Below are 15,915 nucleotides of genomic sequence, written 5' to 3' on the forward strand. Positions count from 1 at the left end.
CCCGTCTCCTCAAGCCTTACCGAGGGCTATGGCGAACAGGCCGGCAGTGCCGATGGCGTAGAGGATGAGCACCGCGAGCGAGTCGATTCCCATCCCGAGCACCCGCCGCTTCGGCCGGAAGATCAGCCCGGCCAGGTAGACGCTGGTCAGGAGGACCGCGAGCCCGGCGAGATAGATGTCGGTGGCCTGCGCCTGCGGTAGCACCGCCTGTCCGGAGATCAGCGTCGCCAAGAGGAAGAGCACGGGCAGGAAGGCGTTGCCGCCGAAGATGTCGCTGATCGCGAGCTGGTAGTCGCCCGCTCGCGCGGAGGTGAGCCCCGTCGACAGCTCGGGCAGCGACGTCGCCGCCGCCAGCACGGTCGCGCCGAACAGCACGCCGCTCATGCCAATATGGTCGGCGATGCCGTCGCCCGCCCGCTCCAGCACGACGCCGGCGACAAGCGTCACGATCGCCGCGATGAGGAAGACGAAGGTCGTGCGGGCGGTGCTACGACCCTTGTCGGTCGCCTGCTGCTCCGTCTCGGCCTGCGAGTGACCCTTGGGCTCCGCCTGCGTGTCCGGCGCGTCGCCGCTGCTGTCGTGCCAGGGCAGATTCTTGTTCGCGCGCCCGATCAGCCAGACGCCGAGCATCCAGACCAGTGCGATGGCGAGCGCATCCGGCCCGATGCGGAACGCGACGAGCGAGCCCGGCAACTGCGTTCCCATAATGGCGATGATGAGCACCGCGACGACCAGCAGCCCCTCGATCACCAGCGTCAGGCTGGCCGCCTTGTAGGTCAGCGACACCTTCTCGCGCATGCCGAAGGCGTCGAGTGCGACCAGCACCAGCGTCTGGATGCCGATCCCGCCCAGGATGTTGCCGACCGCGACGCCGAGGTTGTTCGATGCCGCGGCGCTGGCGGTGATCGCGATCTCGGGCAGGTTGGTGGCGATCGCCAGCAGGATTACGCCGCCCAGTGCCTGCCCCAGGCCTAATCGCCGCGACAGCACGTCGGTCGTGTTGGACAACTGCACGCCCGCTACCCAGATCGCCGCGGCGGCGACCGCGAAGATGCCGAGCAGGGGCAGGAGCGACAGGGACTGGAACATGGTCGATCGCTCCGAAAAACAAACAGGCTTACGATGCCGATCGCGGGTCGCGAGATGCACAGGTCCGGATGAACGCGGCGGACACCTGCGGGTGCGTGACGGGCAGCATGTGCCCGCCCTCCGTCATCTCCAGCGAGGCGCCGGCGATCGCCGAGCGGGCATGCGCTCCGTCCACGGTCGGATCGACCACTTGGTCTTCGCGACCGTACAGCATCGCGACAGGCATCTCGATCGACCCGTAGCGGGAGGCGATGGCGGCCATGTCCCGGTCGACGCTCGCCATATCCAGCATCGCGGCGTTCACCGACATAGGGCGGTTGCCGAGCGCCGCCCCACCGCGGGTCGCGAAGTCGGCGGGCACCGCCTCGGGGGCGAAGATCTTGCCCCAGCGCAAGCCAAAGGTAGCCTGCGCGAGCGGGGTGCCGAGCAGCTCGGCGAATGCCTCCCGCGCGGCGCCGCCGTGCCTGATCGCGCCGGCGATCGGCGCGGGCATCGCGCCGGCGGGCTGCGTCAGCGGCGCGAGGAGCGCCAAGCCGCCGATCGCATCCGGGTGGTGGGTGGCGACTCCCAGCGCGATCGCCCCGCCCAGCGAGTGCCCGACGAGAAGGGGACGATCGAGCCCGAGCGCGCCGATGAACGCGGTGACGATCGCTGCCTGTTCGAGGATGCCCGGCTGGTCGCCGGTCGGCGTCGAGTATCCCGAACCGGGCCGATCCATCAGGATGACGCGATGGTCCGCCGCCAGCGCGTCCGCGACGCCGTAGGCGAAGTTGCGCAGCTGCGCGCCGAGCCCATGGAGGAGGACGATCGGTCGCCCGGCGCCGCGGTCGACGTAGTGGACGCGGGCGCCCGGCACGTCGACGATCGTCCCGTCGGCGGGGACCTGTCGCTCGATGCGCTCGACGCTGGCTCGCGTGTAGAGGGCCGACGCGGCTAGGCCCGCAGCGGCGGCGCCCAAGGTGGCGAGGACGGACCGACTCTTCCCGCCGCTTTCCCGCTCCGCCTGGTCGGCGAAGAACCGCCGCATGTCGGCGAGCAGCAGCTCGGGTTGCTCCAGCGCCGCGAAGTGGCCACCGGCCGCCATGTCGGTCCAGTGGACCACGTCGTAGGTCTTAGCGACCAGCGAGCGGGGTGGCGGCGGGAAGACGGGGTCGGAAAAGGCCGCGACACCGGTCGGCACGGTGACGCGCCCGCCCGGTGGGAACTGCCCCGACCCCTCCAGCACGCGGCCGCGATACATCCAGGTCGAGGTCACGAACGAGCCTTCGACCAGGTAGAGCATGATGTTCGTGAGCAGCGTGTCCTCGTCGAACGCCTGCCACAGGTCCGGTCGGCCCTGCTCGTCGTGCGGGACGTCGGCCCAGGCGCCGAACTTCTCCAGGATCCAGGCGGCGACCCCGACCGGGCTGTCCGACATGGCGACGCCGAGCGTCTGGGGGCGCGTGCCCTGCTCCTGCGAGTAGCCGGTCTCCTCCTTCGCCAACTTCGCCCGTCTCGCCGCCCAGGCGAGCTCGGCGGGCTTCTTCGGCAGCGCGTCCCCCGCCTGGATCAGGACCATGTTGAGGTGGAGCGCCGCGACCGCCTCGGGACGGTCGTGCGCCATCCAAGCGCCGATCGCCGCACCCCAGTCGCCGCCCTGGATGAGGTACGGCAGCTCGCCGAACAACTCGCCCATCAGGCCGTGCATCAGCTCGGCCGTGCGGCGCGGCCCGATCGGCGACGCCGGTCTACCCGAGAAGGCGTAGCCGGGCAGCGAGGGCACGACGACGTCGTGACCGTCGGCGACGAGCGGCGCGACCAGCGCCTCGAACTCGATGAAGGAGCCCGGCCAGCCGTGGAGAAGCAGCAGCGGCGGCCGCGAACCGTCGCCGCGGGCGCGGACGAAGTGGAGGCGCTGTCCCGACACCTCGGTCGTGAACTGCGGCAGCGCGTTCAGCCGGCGCTCCTGCGCTCGCCAATCGTACCGCGTCTGCCAATAGTGGACCAAGCGCCTCAGGTCGTCGAGGCCGACGCCCGATCGCCAACCACCAGCGTCCGGCAGCGCCTCCCAGTCGAACGCTGCTACTTTCGCCTGGATGGCGGCAAGCCGTTCATCGGTCACTGCGATGGTAAAGGGCTTGGTCAATTCGCGCTCCTCAGGTCCTGGCTCGATCTCGTATCGGACGTCGTGAACGCTTGCGGGCCTACGACGTTCACAATCTCGACGTTGCTGAAACGCTATAGAGATTGGCCTAGCGAGCGGAGGGACTTCAATCGTGGCGCATGCGATCATGAACAGACGTCGGGTTTACGCCCCCCCCCCGGTGGGGTTCGCTAGCGGCTGAAAGCGGGTCACTGCCTCTGGCTAAATCCCGGCCGACGATGACGAAGTAGCCGATCTTCCTCGCCTCAGAACCAGCATTCTCTTCTTCAATCCTCGGGATCAACGGCCTGCTTGGCAAGTCGGGTCAGTACCGTGATCGGGTCGCGCCCTTCGCCGTAGCCGTACTGGGCAGCCTCGCGCTTCGTACACCGACGCTCCATCGCCTCGCGGTCACAGCAGTCGAGCGCGAACGCGACGCGCACCTTCTCGCCATTGTCGCACGCGATCTCCAGCCCGTCGGAACACCAGCGGGTGTTGCGCTGGTCGACGGCGACGCGGCCGTCGTGACGGCGCTCCTCGTGCCGTTCGCCGCCTCGCTGGAGCAGCAGCCCATGCACCTTCATGACGCGGTAGATGCGCTTGGGATTGGGCGCCGCGCGCCCAGTCTGCTCGGCCTGGCGGCGCAGCAGGGCATGGACGCGGCGGTAGCCGTAGGTGGGCAGATCGGCGACGAGCAGCCGGATGTCGGCGACCAGCTCGGCATCCGGCAGCGGTGGCCGTCCGCGCGGTCGTGGCGGTGGTCGGTTACGCGTCGCAGACAGATGCGGGCGGGCGATGCCGAGCGCGTCGGCGACCGCGGTCACAGAACGTCCCCCGGCAACGAGGTCGAGCGCAAGAGCAGTTTTTTTGGGCCTGCGGCCCGGGACACGGCCTCGCGGAGCAGCTCGTTCTCCATGGCCTTCTTGCCGAGCAGCCGCTGCAGCTCGCGCACCTGCGCCTCCAGCGCCCGGTACTCGGACGCCGGCACCACCTCCTCGCCGGCTGCCGCAGCGGTCAGCGCACCCTGGTTCATCAGGCGGCGCCAGGTGAAGACCTGACTGCCGCTGATGCCGTGCTGGCGGGCGACGAGCGACACGCTCATCCCCGGCAGATACGTCTCCTCGACGATCCGGACCTTCTCCTCCGGTGTCCAACGCCTCCGGCGCTGAACACCGGAGAGGACCTCCCCGTCATTGTAACGCCTGGTCGTACCGTCAGTCATATGCCTCACTCTTATCTAAGAGCGAGACCCTGTCAGGTCATTTGAGGGGCCACCTCACAGAAAACCGTCGACGCGCCCGGCAGGGTTCGAACCTGCGACTCTAAGCTTAGAAGGCTCGTGCTCGCTTGTTGAGTGTCTTCTCTCCTGATGGCTGCCAATAACGTGTGCGACACAGATGACAGCCTGTTCCTGTAGTCGCCCCCAGGCCGAGGCGCGGTCCGCCCCTAATCATCAATCAAACCCGGATCAGGTGAGTCAATGCCTTCTGTGACGTTCACATCATCAACGATCGTCGGCTGCATCTCGGCTTTGCTACAGCGTCGGTATTCAGCCGTGCCGCCATGGCCTGTCGCGATCGACATGGTGTCCATGGTTGCAGCCTCGATATACCGTGTTGTCCGATCTCCTTCGGCCGCAATGGCGAGCTCGATGCCCTTTAGGGCCCACCGGCCGACAGTCTCATATCCATCGTAGCTGCCGCCTTTGTTGAACTGATCGTAGGGGCCGTCGCTACAAGCTTCCGAACTTGCTGGATCGGGCACCCAGCGCCCGATCAACCAGCCAGGCTTGACCAGCGCGTTCAGAGCTTCCGTCTTCTGCCGGAAGGCTTCGTTCTCTACTCTGTCTTCCTCGGCAGTGATCATTGCCTGCGTCACGCGAGCGCGGAGGGGAGCAATCTCACCCGACACGAGGAAGGTGTCAGGATTTTGCGCCGATGGCGCGACAACGTAGTCGATCATGACTCGTTCGATGATAGTTGTGCCTTTGCTGTCTTGGACGGTCAATGCCGTGTTGCAGGTGGCGCGCGCTACAGCCTTGTCGAACGCTTCGAGCGTAGTATCTGACAAGCCAACGGTGTAGTTGGCCGCCTCCTTGCCGGGGGGCAGGACCAGCTGCCGCAACGTGGCCTCGACGTCGCGGGCGATGCACACACCAGCATCTCCTGCCCGCAGCAAATCCATGGTTGTACGGTCGCCCTGCTGGCATGCTGCAAGCAGTAGCGCTGGGCACAGCAACAGCGAGGTGCGGGAGATGGTGGAGGAGGCGAGCGCGGCCTGTAGGTGTTGCAACACTGCTTCTACAGCGTTGCGCATGATTTGCGTGTCCGACCTTCCACTTCTCGGCGGTGTCACCTTTGTTGGTCGGGGTTGAAGAAGCGTCTCGATGCTCATCAAAACGCTGCCTGGCCAATGGTCGTGCAGGCGTTCACCTCGCGAGCGACAGCAGAGTAGATGGCCGCAGATGAAATAGGATTGGTCAAGCTGACGGTGACGAACAGACCGTCACGAAGGGCGACCTTGACCCAGAAGATCGTCGCCGCCGACTTGCCGGATACCACTGTCCAGTCGGGCCGCGAACGGCGGTAAGTAACGCTACCACCGGCTTGAGTGATGACCGCGGCGGCATCAGCGGCTGCAGCCGCCGATTGGGTTCTCCCGTCATCAACGGCATAGCGGGCCCACACGCGTAGCTCGGCACCAGCGGCGGATTGGAAGATGCGACCGTCGCCAGCGTCTGGTGCCGGCCGCGGCGTCATCAGCTTGCTGGGGTAACACGTGCTGTAGCCGTACCGGATATTGGTGTAGCGGCGCCAGCCCAGGTCGGTGGCAGACGGATCAGCACTCGCTGCGGCAGCCAGTGACAGAAATAATGAGATCATGTGGCGTCCCCTGTTTGGGGCGTCAGCGGCGGTGAACCTCGTGCCTGCTGCTGCCCCTATGTCCGTCTCGGGGCAGCGGCCGAAGCCGGATGTTGGAAACCTGATCAGCGAGCAGGCGCATGCACCTTTACCGGTGAAACCGGCTGGACATACGCGCATGCCACCCGGCCCCCAGTTTCCTGGTGACCCGGTCATGCTGATTGAGGTTTCCACGCCCCACGCCGCGGCTTTCACGCGACGCAACGGTGATGCTAGGCGGCGGCTGACACGCACGCAAGGTGCGCGGTCGCTGCCGCCGGTGGCGTGCACTTGTGCGATTGCGGTACAAATACCACGAGTGCGAGAAGTGCATCGCTTGGCAGCTCATCCCGACCCCGCCAAGTCGAGCCACCAGCGCCGGTAGACGAAGCCGAAAGCACCGTCTGCCAGCTCCTCATAGGCCAGCGGCTCACCGTCCACGTAGACGGCGTGCAGGGTAGGGGAGGGGTGTTGTACCCGTCCGTTCAACCCGCATGCTTCCCAGTTGCTGCACGACACGTAGGCGCGTGACCGGCCGTTGGCATGCGGCTGCGACAGGAAGCGGCGCTTGGCTGCCAATGTGCCGGCATTGCTCATCCGATCGTGCGTCGGATTGACGATGATGTCCGCCGCCATGAGCGCAGCACCAGCCTCATCGTCGACGAAGCTGAGCGTGTCGCGTCCGCGCACCAAGTTGAGCTCGCCGCAAACAAGCGCAAACGCGCTATACGGCCCAACCGCAATGTTGCGGTTGGGCAGGTGACGGCGAAAGCGGGCGCGAGCTTTGCCGTCGGCCGCTGTCGCCTCTTCCATGGTCGAAAATGCTTGCCGGCCGAAGCGGTGGAGATCGCCGCGGCCGCTGATCGCCCACATGGCGTGGCTGCGGCCGGAGCGTCGTTGCGTGCGGCCATCCCAGTGTACCTCGGTGATGATCAGGCCGTCGCGCTCATCGTCGGCGATCTCACCGGCCAAGCGGTGCAGCTGCTTGCGGTTGTGAACGGCGTAGCCGGCAGTGACGAGCAGGTCGGGACCATAGGCGTCTGACGCTGCGAGGATGAGGCGGGTGCGCTCGGCCGGCGGCAGCAGCATGGTGTCCTGGCAGCGGGGAAATGAGAGGGTGCCCAACGACAGGCCGCGGCGAGGCAGCGGTGTGAGTTTGCGCGGCACCGCTAATACTCGCTGGCCAACATGACCGTCAGCACCCGCAGCGTTACCGAGGGGTCGGCAGCATCGGGCGAGGCGCCACGCATGTTGCGGTCGTAGCAGTCGATCTTCCAGAACAGCTTGGTGCCGCGCCACGCGAGAGCACCAAAGTCGTGCTCGCCATATGGATCGTTGTCGGAGGTGAAGGCGTCGAACGCCCGCACCTCCGCGACAATCGCGGTCAAAGCCCCTTGCGCCAGCTGGATCACGCCGGCGGTAGCAACCAGCATGCCTTCGACGCCGGTGGTGCGAAAACGGTCGTTGAGGCGGGCGATCGCACTCGGGTCGATCTGCTGAGGGCGTGCGTCATCCTTCGCGGTCATGCGAATACTCCTTGGTTCAGCGGTGTTGGGGGTTAGGAAAGAAGGAGAGGAGGCGTGCCGGGCTCAGACGAGGCGGACGAGCTTGCGCTGGGCGACGCGGTCGCCTTCTATATACCGCTCGGTCGTGTGCAGGTGCCGGTGACCGGCGAGTTCCTGGACGTCGCGCAATGACCCGCCGCTACGTGGCAGCAGCCGAGCGGTTCGGGTGATGAAGGTGCGGCGACCAGAGTGCGAACTGCAGCCCTGTAGGCCCAAGGCCGCATAGGTCGCGGTAAACCAATTGACGATGCTGGCGGGCGTCATGTGGCGGTTGCGCTCGGACCGGATGACCGGTCCATCCCCGGGCGACCCCGCTGCGGCGTGAAGGTGCTTCAATGCGACGGCGAGTTCGGGATGAAGCGGGATGCGGCGGGGCGAACCGTTCTTGGTAATGCTACCGGCCAGGTAGAGCTGATCGTTGAGGCGACCATTGGACCGCAGCACCATGGGCCAAGTGAGGCCAGCGATCTCGCAGGCGCGAAGGCCAGCTTTGAAGCTCAACAGGATGATGACGCGGTCGCGCGTCGCGTGCCGGCGCGCAGCAACGGACCGGACAAGCCGGCGCAAGTCGCCACGCTCCAGCACCCGGGCGGGGTGGGGCATGATGCTTCCTTCGATGTAAGGGTACAGCCGTAACGCGGCTGTACTATCAAGCTACCACACCGCTGCAGCTTTGTCAAAGATGTTGCTTGCGTAGGCTGGTGACTGAATAGGCCGTATAGGGGCGGCGGCGCTTTGGCCCCGCCGCCCTAGTCTTTTTCACGCCTCCAAGTCGGTCACGATAAAGCGATAGGCCGGCACCAACGCGCCATCTTCCCCGATCGGACGATCACGCACCTTCCGGCCCTTGGGAGGGTTCAGCCGCTGCATGAAGTCGGGATCGTCGCTCAGGGCCTGCCACCCGGGAAAGACACGGTCCATATGGACGATCGGCACAAGGAGCTCACGCGGACCGGACCTACCGGTGTAGAGGAAAGCCGGACAGCGGCTCCGGACATCCTCGGCTACTTCGGTGATCTCCACCTTCGCCAAGTCGATCGTCGCGGGGTGCCGCATCAAGGCAACGAGTCGGTCGTCGAAGCTGATGGCGACGCGCGCATGAGCCCGATGGAGCGAAAGGGCCGCCAACGCGGCGCGGCCGCATTGGTAGGGAGGTGGTAGAGCACCGGCCGTTTTCGCCAGGCGGCCACCTGCGTAAACGAGCCCGATCGCCTGCGCGACGCGCAGGTGTGAGCCGTCGTTCGTGTTGGTGCCTGCACGCTCGATGAACTCCGCGACATAGCCCTCGACCTTGCGCCGCAGTGCCTTGGGCCGACGAGCAGCTTCCTTGGCGAGATACGCCAAGTAAACGGGCATAGCATGCCCATAGTTCTCCGCCGCAGCCCGCTTCAGTGCCTCCGCAAGCGCTCCCGATGATGGGAAGGAAGGCGGGCAGTTATCGAAGATGCCGTGGGGCCGCTCGTTAAGGATCGGCAGAGTGATTAGCCGGTCGGCGATCGCGTCTGCCTCAGCCACGTGTGCCGATCCGAGCAGTGTCGCGATAGGCTGGTTGGTCGAGAGAACATACACAAGGCGTGAACGAGGGCCTGCAGGCGTACCAAAGCGATGCTTCACCTGCCCCGCAGCAAGGCGAAAGGCTATGTCCCGAGTAGTTGCCGCCCGTGTCTGCGTCCTGCCTGCACCCTCCACGAGTCCCGCTTCATCCAGTACCATGGTCATGTCGTTGTAGTGCTCCATGACCATTTCGAGTGCATTGTTTGTGGCGTTTAGGCTGCGCCAGTAGGTGGCGTCGTCATCGCCGATGGCGGGGCCCGCAGCCGAAGCCATGATCAGCTGGAGAGTGGATTTGCCGCAGCCGGGCGGGCCGGCGAGCTCAAGGCCGATATTGTCGGCCCGATTGGTCCAGCGCAGCAGAGGCGCGGCAAACATGGCCATCATCATGAACGACGCCAGGTCATGCTCGGCGAGCGGAGCTGCGACCTGGTCGAGCCAACCGGCCAGCGTTCCACCTTGGTCCAACATGCCACTCACTGGGGCGAACGTCACCAGCGGGTAGGGTTCGTCGCCAGCAACGTAGACCCGCCCGCTTGCCGCGGCGAATCCATGCTTGGTCCATCCCGGCTTGCTCACGATCTTGGCACTGTGGAAGCGCTTGATCTGGTCAACGGCTTCGCGAACATCACCCATGCCTCCGACGACGATGATGCCAGCCTGCTTCAACGCGGCCGAACCCTCGCTGCTGCTACCGTGGAACACATCGTAACGAGTGGTGACCTCGCGACGACCTTGGCGGAAGTGGATGTAACGGGTCCCGTCACCATCCCGCAGGCCATTGATGCCGATCTTGCTGCCGTTGCCCAGCACCACCGTCTGCTCCGGCTTGATGGTCACCCTCCGCGGCAGCGCAACATTCGCAACATTCGCGGTATTCGACCCCGGCTTGCCCTTCTCGCCCTCCTTGGTGCGAAGACGCTTCCGAAGCGTCTGGTCGCGAGAGACCTCCGGAGCTGGCACGGAACTGTAATAGCGCTCAATCTTGCGGCGGGCGTTGCCGCAGTCGTCACCGTGCTTGAGGCGTGAACGCACAATTGTTTTGTCGAGTTCTGCCGCGAAGTCAGTGCGGTCAGCAGGGCGTTCTGAGGCGGGGGTCGGCTTGTCGCCGGCTTCACGGCGGGTCTTGAACTTGGAAGCCATGAGTAATCCTTCGATTCTGGATGGCGTGCAGCGTCGCACCGAGCGCACGAGTGTGAGCAACGGCCGGCGGCACGTAGTGCTAGCGTTAGGTAGTGGTGTTTGAGGGCAGTCTAGCCGTGTATAGCTGTTGCAGTTGGCCCTATCCGGTTCAACCAGCCCTCATTAGTGTACACTTGCAGTTGTTCAGGTAACCATCAGACCTGCGCTGGTGGCATGCATGCCCATCAACAACGTGACTTCTTCCAGGCGCCAGCGATCGAGGAAGCGGAGGTACTCGATCTCTGCTTCTCCCCGAATGCGGACAGCCTTGCTGTTGTAGGCCTTCCGCAGCCCGTCGACATCCATGTACGTCTCACGCAGACCCCAAAACCGCTTCATTGGGTACGTGATCGGATCGGGCATGTTCGTGAGCGGACCACGCTGCACCAGCACCGGGGTGATGGCAGCGTCGCGGCCGTCGTGAGGACACGCTGGACGATACTTGCGCAGGTGTCGCAAGCCGTCGACGATCTGCACCATGGGGCCAACTGCAATGCCGTGAATGTGCAGCGGATAGCTCTTGGTAGTTGGATCGTAGGCGCCGTGAAGGAAGGCGATCAGCTGACCTTCCATGGCTACGCCCATCTTGGCCGCCGAACGGTAGAGATGCTGCCGGAAGGCAGCCATGAAGCGGACGGGGTTGAAGAGATAGAGCATGCCCAACAGCACGCTCGAGTTCTCCGGTATTGTCGTGAATAATGCGTAGACTTCACGGCGTGACGGTTCGATGTAGCAGTTACTGACCATCGATCAGCTCCCAGATGGCCCCGATCACCCGAATGCGTTGGTCCCGCATGTAGCGGCTGGACGCGGCGGTGCGGGGATTGTGCGTGACCGCGGGGTCGATGGCGTCTGCCAACTCGCAGAGCGCCTGTGCTCGCCGCGGCTTGGCCGTCGATGCCCGGTTCCGGAGCACGGAAGCCCTATAACGATCCTCATCAGCGACGGCTTCCGCCGTCTCAAAGCCAGGCGTGTTGGTCAGATCGAAGCGCGGTAAGGGCGGCGGCAGCGAAGAGATGCCCGGACGGCCGACGTTCGTCGGCTTGGATGTAGCGTGAGTCACTCGGTCCCCGCTTCGCTGATGCCGTCCGCGACCAAGCGCTCTGCATCTGCAAGTAGGATGCGACGAGAGCGGCCAATGAGCATGCTTCGGACACGTTTGGTGCGCACCAGATCGCACGCCTTTGTGCGACCGCATTGAAGTAGCTCCTGAAGCTGTCCTATATTGATCAGCAAAGGCTTGAGGGTGGACGCCGCCCCCTTTTCTAGTCGGTCTTCGTTCATCACGATCGTTCCTTTCCTCCTAAGCCCTTGAGGGCAGGAAGTTGGGTTTAATCTCGTCGTGATCCGTAGCGTGAAAAGGTCAGGTCAGAATGGTCAACTTTTGGTCAACTGTTGGCTTCGCTGGATTTCCGCTGAAACCGCTTGTTCGTCCAGATCCATGAGCTTTCTGACGATCCGCTTGGCTGTCGAGTTCGATCCGACCTCGGGCCTCCGCGCAAGCATTAGCTTCACCAAGGCCGCCGGACCCCCCCGAGTTCGAATCGTCTGAATAATAGATTGTAGTTGACCCTGCGCCGCTGCAGCGAACAGGTCAGGAAACAACTCCTTCCACGCTTCATCGTTTCGGTGCAACTTTTTCTCCTTAATAAGCAGAGTTGTGCTCGTTTTATCGTTGGCGCGCAGTTTTCCAATGAGTCGGCTTACCGCCGCATTTTCCAGTTCAACGTTATATATGACTTTACGAACTGGAAGAATGGCGCGCGGCTTTCCAGACACCTTACCGATGGTGTACCTACTTGGTTGAGGGGCTAACCATGCCACATGGTTGTTGCGCCAGTTCCATAAGATTTGAGCACCTTTAGGCTCCCGTGCTAAATGGACCGGATCGATAGCAAGCATTATTCCATCTTGATTCAAATCAAGACGAATTTGCATGTTCACTCGGCGCTTTTCTAACGGCCTGATATTACCGCATGCATATTCAGTAAGTAGAGCTTTTGCTCTAATCTTCAGTATTCCTTTCACCATGCCTTCTTTGAGCACGCTCTCAGCGATGAGATGTGATCGGAATGCCTTTTGAGCGTGGGCAACAGCAGCGCTCAAGGAGATATAGTTCGAATCTAATTCTGTTGGATCAGTTTTCTTCATGTAGCACTCTGATTGAACGCATCTGGTTTGGCCGACGTTATGAAGGTAGACCAGCCTTCCAGCAGTGTGTGACGCATCGCGATAAAGTTCGTTCGCTTGTAAGCGGCCATCACCTTATCAGATACGGAATGTGCAAGGGCTGCCTCTGCCACCGCATCAGGTATGTCTGCCATCTGCTCCGCGGCCCAATCTCGAAATGAACTTCGAAAGCCGTGGACAGTGGCTTCCGTATCGGATTGCCGGACGATTTTTGATAGCGTCATGTCAGATAGGGGTTGTCCCTTGGTACCAGGGAAGAGAAGACAATGGCGTTCTCGTCGCAGTGGTTCAAGCTTTCGAAGAACGGCGACTGCACCTTCGTTCAAGGTCACAGTATGATCTCTTCGCATCTTCATCAGATGCGCGGGTCGCTTCCAGAGGCGCTGCTCAAGATCGATGTGTGACCAACAAGCGTGGCGTGTCTCGCCAGAACGTGCTGCCGTATAAATGGTAAAGAGTAAGGCTAAGCGACCAATCGTCTCTGTGCTATCCTTGAGCAGGCTTATAAACGCCGGTACGTTCGCGTAAGGCATCGCGGCATAGTTACCGCCCTTGCTGGGCTTCGCTAGGCCGACTGATATAGACCTTCCCGGAGCCTCCGCAGGGCGCCATCCCTTGCTATGCGCAAAGTTTAACACAGTCCCGATGCGCTGTCGTACCTTCCTAGCCATATCGGGAATAGTATGCCAGATTGGCTGTAAGACCGCCTGGATGTCTGATACTGTTATCTGGTCGACCCTGCGTTGGCCAAGCAGTGGGAAGGCATGCCGCTGCAACGACGACAGGAAAGCCTCCTGCTGACGTGGCGCCCACTGGCTCCTTAGCGTCGCGTGGGCGTGCTGCGCCGCTTCTTGGAAGGAGGGGACGCCGCGCCGATCTTTGTCGCGTTCTGCGATCGGATCTAGCCCAGCTTCAGCAGCCTTCCGAAGGATTGCACACTTGTCTCGAGCTTCAGCCAAAGAGAGCCGCCGCCGGTGGAGCAGTGGTATTTCGATAAGCCCATCGCTTGCACGAGCTGTTAACTCAGCGGAACCGAGGCCGATGTCTCGTCGCTTGCCGTCAACCTGTACTCGCAATAGCCAAGTACGACTGCCACTGGCCTTGACCAGAAGGTAAAGCCCATCCCCATCGGCATGCCGACCAGGCTTGGCATTTCGAACTCCAGCAGCTGTCAATCGTGGCAAAGTGCACCCCCAGATGTTCCCTCACCTGGCACCGATTAGCGGTGATCGTCAACGATCAACCACGACTAGGTCGGCCGAAAAATGCAAGCTGCTTCATCGTTATCGCGTGCCACCACGATCGGCAGCGACAACGAGTATGGTGTTTGTCGGGTGCGCCAATCCCTCATATGTCGCGTGATGGTTGTACCCTCATGTGAAAGCGCTTCGCCGCCGACGCGAGAAAGCCGCCACCCCGTCGGTCGGGGCAGCGGCTCTTCGGTCCATCCGGTGATGGGATCAGGCGTCGACGCCGGCGGCGATCCGCTGGACCTTGAGGTCGAAGCGCGTGTTGGAGCGGCGCATGCCGTAGCGCATGCCGAACCCGATCATGCCGAAGCCGAGCAGCATCATCGCCCAGGTGGCGGGTTCCGGCACGGCGGCGAGCGGCGCGGTGTTGACCACGATGCTGGACAGCTTGAAGGCGTCGTTGGTCTGTCCGTTGACGTTGGCGGCGATCAGCCAGACGTTCGACAGCGCCGTGCTGTTGGTCTTGGACGTGGAGTGGTCCAGGTAGCTGAACCCGCCGAGCGGCAGGGAGGTCGGCAGGTTGGTGAGCGAGCCGGTATAGGCCATGTACGAGGCGTCGGTGTCCCTGTTCAGCGAGCCGGTGCCGTAATTGGCCCGGAAGATGGACGAGAGCGTCACGCTCTGGCTGAAGAACAGCGCCACGAAGTCGCTGCCGGTGCCGCTGTTGTCGATCTGGTGGGTGGCGTCGCTCGCCTTGTCGGTGCCGTAGGAGACGCCGAGACCCGCGCCCCTGAACACGCCGACACTGGCCGGCGAGAAGGTGGCCGAGCCTGAGCCGGTCGAATTGAGATGGCCGCCGAGCACGCCGACGCCGATCTTCTGGCTGTCGGCGCAGTTGCTCACGCCGGTCGGGCAGGCGGCCCAGCCGAGATTGCTGACGGGCGACTGGTTGGCGAAATCGATCGTGTAGGAAGCGGCGGACGCGGTCGTCGCGGTCAGTGCGGCGGCGATCGTCGCGGCGACCATGGTGGCACGGTGAAGAGATCGGATCATGATGGTTCTCCCTGTTGCGGCGATCGATGCGGTATTGATGTCCCGGCCGATCGGAGCGGTTGACGAGGGAGTTAATCGGACGTTCAGATACTGTAAACGTGTGTTAACCTTCAATTCTTGGAGTTTCCCGAAATGGAACAGCGGGGTTGATCTTAATCGTCGGGCGTCACCGACGCAGGAGTTTTGCGCGCGTCGACCGAGAACTTTTCGCTTGCAGCTGTGCGGCGAGGCTGCGGGCGGCGCGGACATAAGCGGGGCCGCCGCACACCGTCCAGGCCTGCGGCAGGCGCAGCCGCGCGATGCCGGCGAGGAGCGGGTGGTGGAGCATCTCCGTTCCCTGATCGGCGACGTGGTCGCTCGCCGTCTCGACGACGAGATAGTCGGGGCGGGCGAGCGCCATCTCCTCCAGCCCGACGCGGGCGAGCGGCGGCTTGCCGAGGACGGCGGCGAGATTGCGCAGGCCGAGGCGGCGTAGCAGCTCGTCGACCAGCGTGCCGGTGCCGGTGAGAAAACCGCGGCGCTGGTAATAGGCGGCGACGGCGCCGCGGCCGGGGCGGGGAAGCGCGGCGAGATCGCGGTTCATGCGCGCGATCAGCGCCTCGCCGCGCGCGGGATGGCCGACCGCGGCGGCGACGAGGCGGATCTGCGCGACGATGTCGGCGTAGCTGTTCGCCTCCGCCAGCCCCAGCGTCGCGACGCCGCGCACCGGCAGCGTGGCCAGGCGATAGGGGGCGGCGATCACCAGGTCGGGCCGGAGCATCAGCACGTCCTCCGCACCGCCCTTGCCGACCGGCACCGCGCGTGCCGCCACCGCCGCGGCCGACATTTCGGGGTCGCGCGCGAGCCGGGTGAGCGCGGCGATTTGCGACCGGTCGGCGAGGGCGAGCAGATATTGATCGGCGCAGAGGTTGAGCGAGACGATGCGGGTCGGACGCGATGGCGGCGGCGGCGCGGCGGCGGCGCCGGTGAGGAGCAGGAGGAGCGGCAGGAGCGGCGCGGGTCGCATGGCCCGCCCGCCTTGCCGCGATCCGCGCGGGTGCGCCAGCCCGCCGACCGGCCGGGGCCGAGGATGA

Annotated in this window: 15 protein-coding genes and 2 pseudogenes; all 17 read right to left on the reverse strand. The window is 64.0% G+C overall.

Features of this window, described 5'->3' with window-relative positions:
• Positions 1-9: 9 nt before the first annotated feature.
• The 17 genes and pseudogenes from BM145_RS02565 to BM145_RS02625 all read right to left on the reverse strand — a co-directional run bounded on the left by BM145_RS02565 (position 10) and on the right by BM145_RS02625 (position 15,848).
• Positions 10-1,089, reverse strand: coding sequence for a sodium:calcium antiporter (locus tag BM145_RS02565; RefSeq protein WP_093330952.1), 1,080 nt, complete (start codon positions 1,087-1,089; stop codon positions 10-12).
• A 28-nt stretch (positions 1,090-1,117) separates the two neighbouring features.
• Positions 1,118-3,214: an alpha/beta fold hydrolase gene (locus BM145_RS02570; protein ID WP_093330954.1), complete on the reverse strand. Its 2,097-nt coding sequence runs from the start codon at positions 3,212-3,214 to the stop codon at positions 1,118-1,120.
• Between the two features lie 380 nt (positions 3,215-3,594).
• A pseudogene (locus tag BM145_RS16290) lies at positions 3,595-4,433 on the reverse strand (transposase); the annotation flags it as partial.
• Positions 4,434-4,657: 224 nt separating this feature from the next.
• A complete protein-coding gene (locus BM145_RS02580) occupies positions 4,658-5,527 on the reverse strand; it encodes a hypothetical protein (RefSeq protein WP_143090081.1) in 870 nt (289 codons plus the stop codon).
• Between the two features lie 77 nt (positions 5,528-5,604).
• A complete protein-coding gene (locus BM145_RS15540) occupies positions 5,605-6,093 on the reverse strand; it encodes a hypothetical protein (RefSeq protein WP_143090082.1) in 489 nt (162 codons plus the stop codon).
• A 363-nt stretch (positions 6,094-6,456) separates the two neighbouring features.
• Positions 6,457-7,200 carry a hypothetical protein gene (locus BM145_RS02585; protein ID WP_093330961.1) on the reverse strand — a complete coding sequence of 248 codons (744 nt, stop codon included), beginning with the start codon at positions 7,198-7,200 and terminating at the stop codon, positions 6,457-6,459.
• An 80-nt stretch (positions 7,201-7,280) separates the two neighbouring features.
• On the reverse strand, positions 7,281-7,637 hold the full coding sequence (locus BM145_RS02590; RefSeq protein ID WP_093330964.1) for a DUF3768 domain-containing protein: 357 nt from the start codon (positions 7,635-7,637) through the stop codon (positions 7,281-7,283).
• 63 nt (positions 7,638-7,700) lie between these two features.
• Entirely contained in the window at positions 7,701-8,279 is a 579-nt protein-coding gene (locus BM145_RS02595) for a tyrosine-type recombinase/integrase (RefSeq protein WP_093330965.1), read from the reverse strand.
• 156 nt (positions 8,280-8,435) lie between these two features.
• Positions 8,436-10,370 (reverse strand): DUF927 domain-containing protein, encoded by a 1,935-nt coding sequence (locus BM145_RS02600; protein ID WP_093330968.1) that lies wholly within the window; start codon positions 10,368-10,370, stop codon positions 8,436-8,438.
• A gap of 183 nt (positions 10,371-10,553) precedes the next feature.
• Entirely contained in the window at positions 10,554-11,156 is a 603-nt protein-coding gene (locus BM145_RS02605) for a hypothetical protein (protein WP_143090083.1), read from the reverse strand.
• Positions 11,146-11,472 carry a hypothetical protein gene (locus BM145_RS16180; protein WP_143090084.1) on the reverse strand — a complete coding sequence of 109 codons (327 nt, stop codon included), beginning with the start codon at positions 11,470-11,472 and terminating at the stop codon, positions 11,146-11,148. Before BM145_RS16180 ends, BM145_RS02605 begins: the two co-directional genes overlap by 11 nt.
• Positions 11,469-11,696 carry an excisionase gene (locus BM145_RS15550; RefSeq protein WP_143090085.1) on the reverse strand — a complete coding sequence of 76 codons (228 nt, stop codon included), beginning with the start codon at positions 11,694-11,696 and terminating at the stop codon, positions 11,469-11,471. Before BM145_RS15550 ends, BM145_RS16180 begins: the two co-directional genes overlap by 4 nt.
• Positions 11,697-11,786: 90 nt before the next feature.
• Positions 11,787-12,560 carry a hypothetical protein gene (locus BM145_RS15555; RefSeq protein WP_143090086.1) on the reverse strand — a complete coding sequence of 258 codons (774 nt, stop codon included), beginning with the start codon at positions 12,558-12,560 and terminating at the stop codon, positions 11,787-11,789.
• Positions 12,557-13,132, reverse strand: coding sequence for a tyrosine-type recombinase/integrase (locus BM145_RS16295; RefSeq protein ID WP_245739014.1), 576 nt, complete (start codon positions 13,130-13,132; stop codon positions 12,557-12,559). The genes BM145_RS15555 and BM145_RS16295 overlap by 4 nt, the downstream gene beginning before the upstream one ends.
• A 69-nt stretch (positions 13,133-13,201) precedes the next feature.
• Positions 13,202-13,783 (reverse strand): annotated as a pseudogene (locus BM145_RS16590) (tyrosine-type recombinase/integrase); the annotation flags it as partial.
• 276 nt (positions 13,784-14,059) lie between these two features.
• Positions 14,060-14,842, reverse strand: a complete 783-nt coding sequence (locus BM145_RS16300; RefSeq protein ID WP_245739015.1) for a PEPxxWA-CTERM sorting domain-containing protein — start codon at positions 14,840-14,842, stop codon at positions 14,060-14,062.
• Positions 14,843-15,008: 166 nt separating this feature from the next.
• On the reverse strand, positions 15,009-15,848 hold the full coding sequence (locus tag BM145_RS02625; RefSeq protein ID WP_093330977.1) for an ABC transporter substrate-binding protein: 840 nt from the start codon (positions 15,846-15,848) through the stop codon (positions 15,009-15,011).
• Positions 15,849-15,915: the final 67 nt, after the last annotated feature.

Source organism: Sphingomonas rubra (assembly GCF_900115745.1).
GTDB classification, from domain to species: Bacteria; Pseudomonadota; Alphaproteobacteria; order Sphingomonadales; family Sphingomonadaceae; genus Sphingomonas; species Sphingomonas rubra.

Bases quoted from the DNA above. Each gene is read 5' to 3' on its own strand.
- BM145_RS02600 (WP_093330968.1), bottom strand. From the start codon at position 10,370: ATGGCTTCCAAGTTCAAGACCCGCCGTGAAGCCGGCGACAAGCCGACC.
- BM145_RS16300 (WP_245739015.1), bottom strand. From the start codon at position 14,842: ATGATCCGATCTCTTCACCGTGCCACCATGGTCGCCGCGACGATCGCC.
- BM145_RS02565 (WP_093330952.1), bottom strand. From the start codon at position 1,089: ATGTTCCAGTCCCTGTCGCTCCTGCCCCTGCTCGGCATCTTCGCGGTC.
- BM145_RS02580 (WP_143090081.1), bottom strand. From the start codon at position 5,527: ATGCGCAACGCTGTAGAAGCAGTGTTGCAACACCTACAGGCCGCGCTC.
- BM145_RS15540 (WP_143090082.1), bottom strand. From the start codon at position 6,093: ATGATCTCATTATTTCTGTCACTGGCTGCCGCAGCGAGTGCTGATCCG.
- BM145_RS02585 (WP_093330961.1), bottom strand. From the start codon at position 7,200: ATGCTGCTGCCGCCGGCCGAGCGCACCCGCCTCATCCTCGCAGCGTCA.
- BM145_RS02595 (WP_093330965.1), bottom strand. From the start codon at position 8,279: ATGCCCCACCCCGCCCGGGTGCTGGAGCGTGGCGACTTGCGCCGGCTT.
- BM145_RS02625 (WP_093330977.1), bottom strand. From the start codon at position 15,848: ATGCGACCCGCGCCGCTCCTGCCGCTCCTCCTGCTCCTCACCGGCGCC.
- BM145_RS15555 (WP_143090086.1), bottom strand. From the start codon at position 12,560: ATGAAGAAAACTGATCCAACAGAATTAGATTCGAACTATATCTCCTTG.
- BM145_RS02605 (WP_143090083.1), bottom strand. From the start codon at position 11,156: ATGGTCAGTAACTGCTACATCGAACCGTCACGCCGTGAAGTCTACGCA.
- BM145_RS02590 (WP_093330964.1), bottom strand. From the start codon at position 7,637: ATGACCGCGAAGGATGACGCACGCCCTCAGCAGATCGACCCGAGTGCG.
- BM145_RS16295 (WP_245739014.1), bottom strand. From the start codon at position 13,132: ATGCCTTACGCGAACGTACCGGCGTTTATAAGCCTGCTCAAGGATAGC.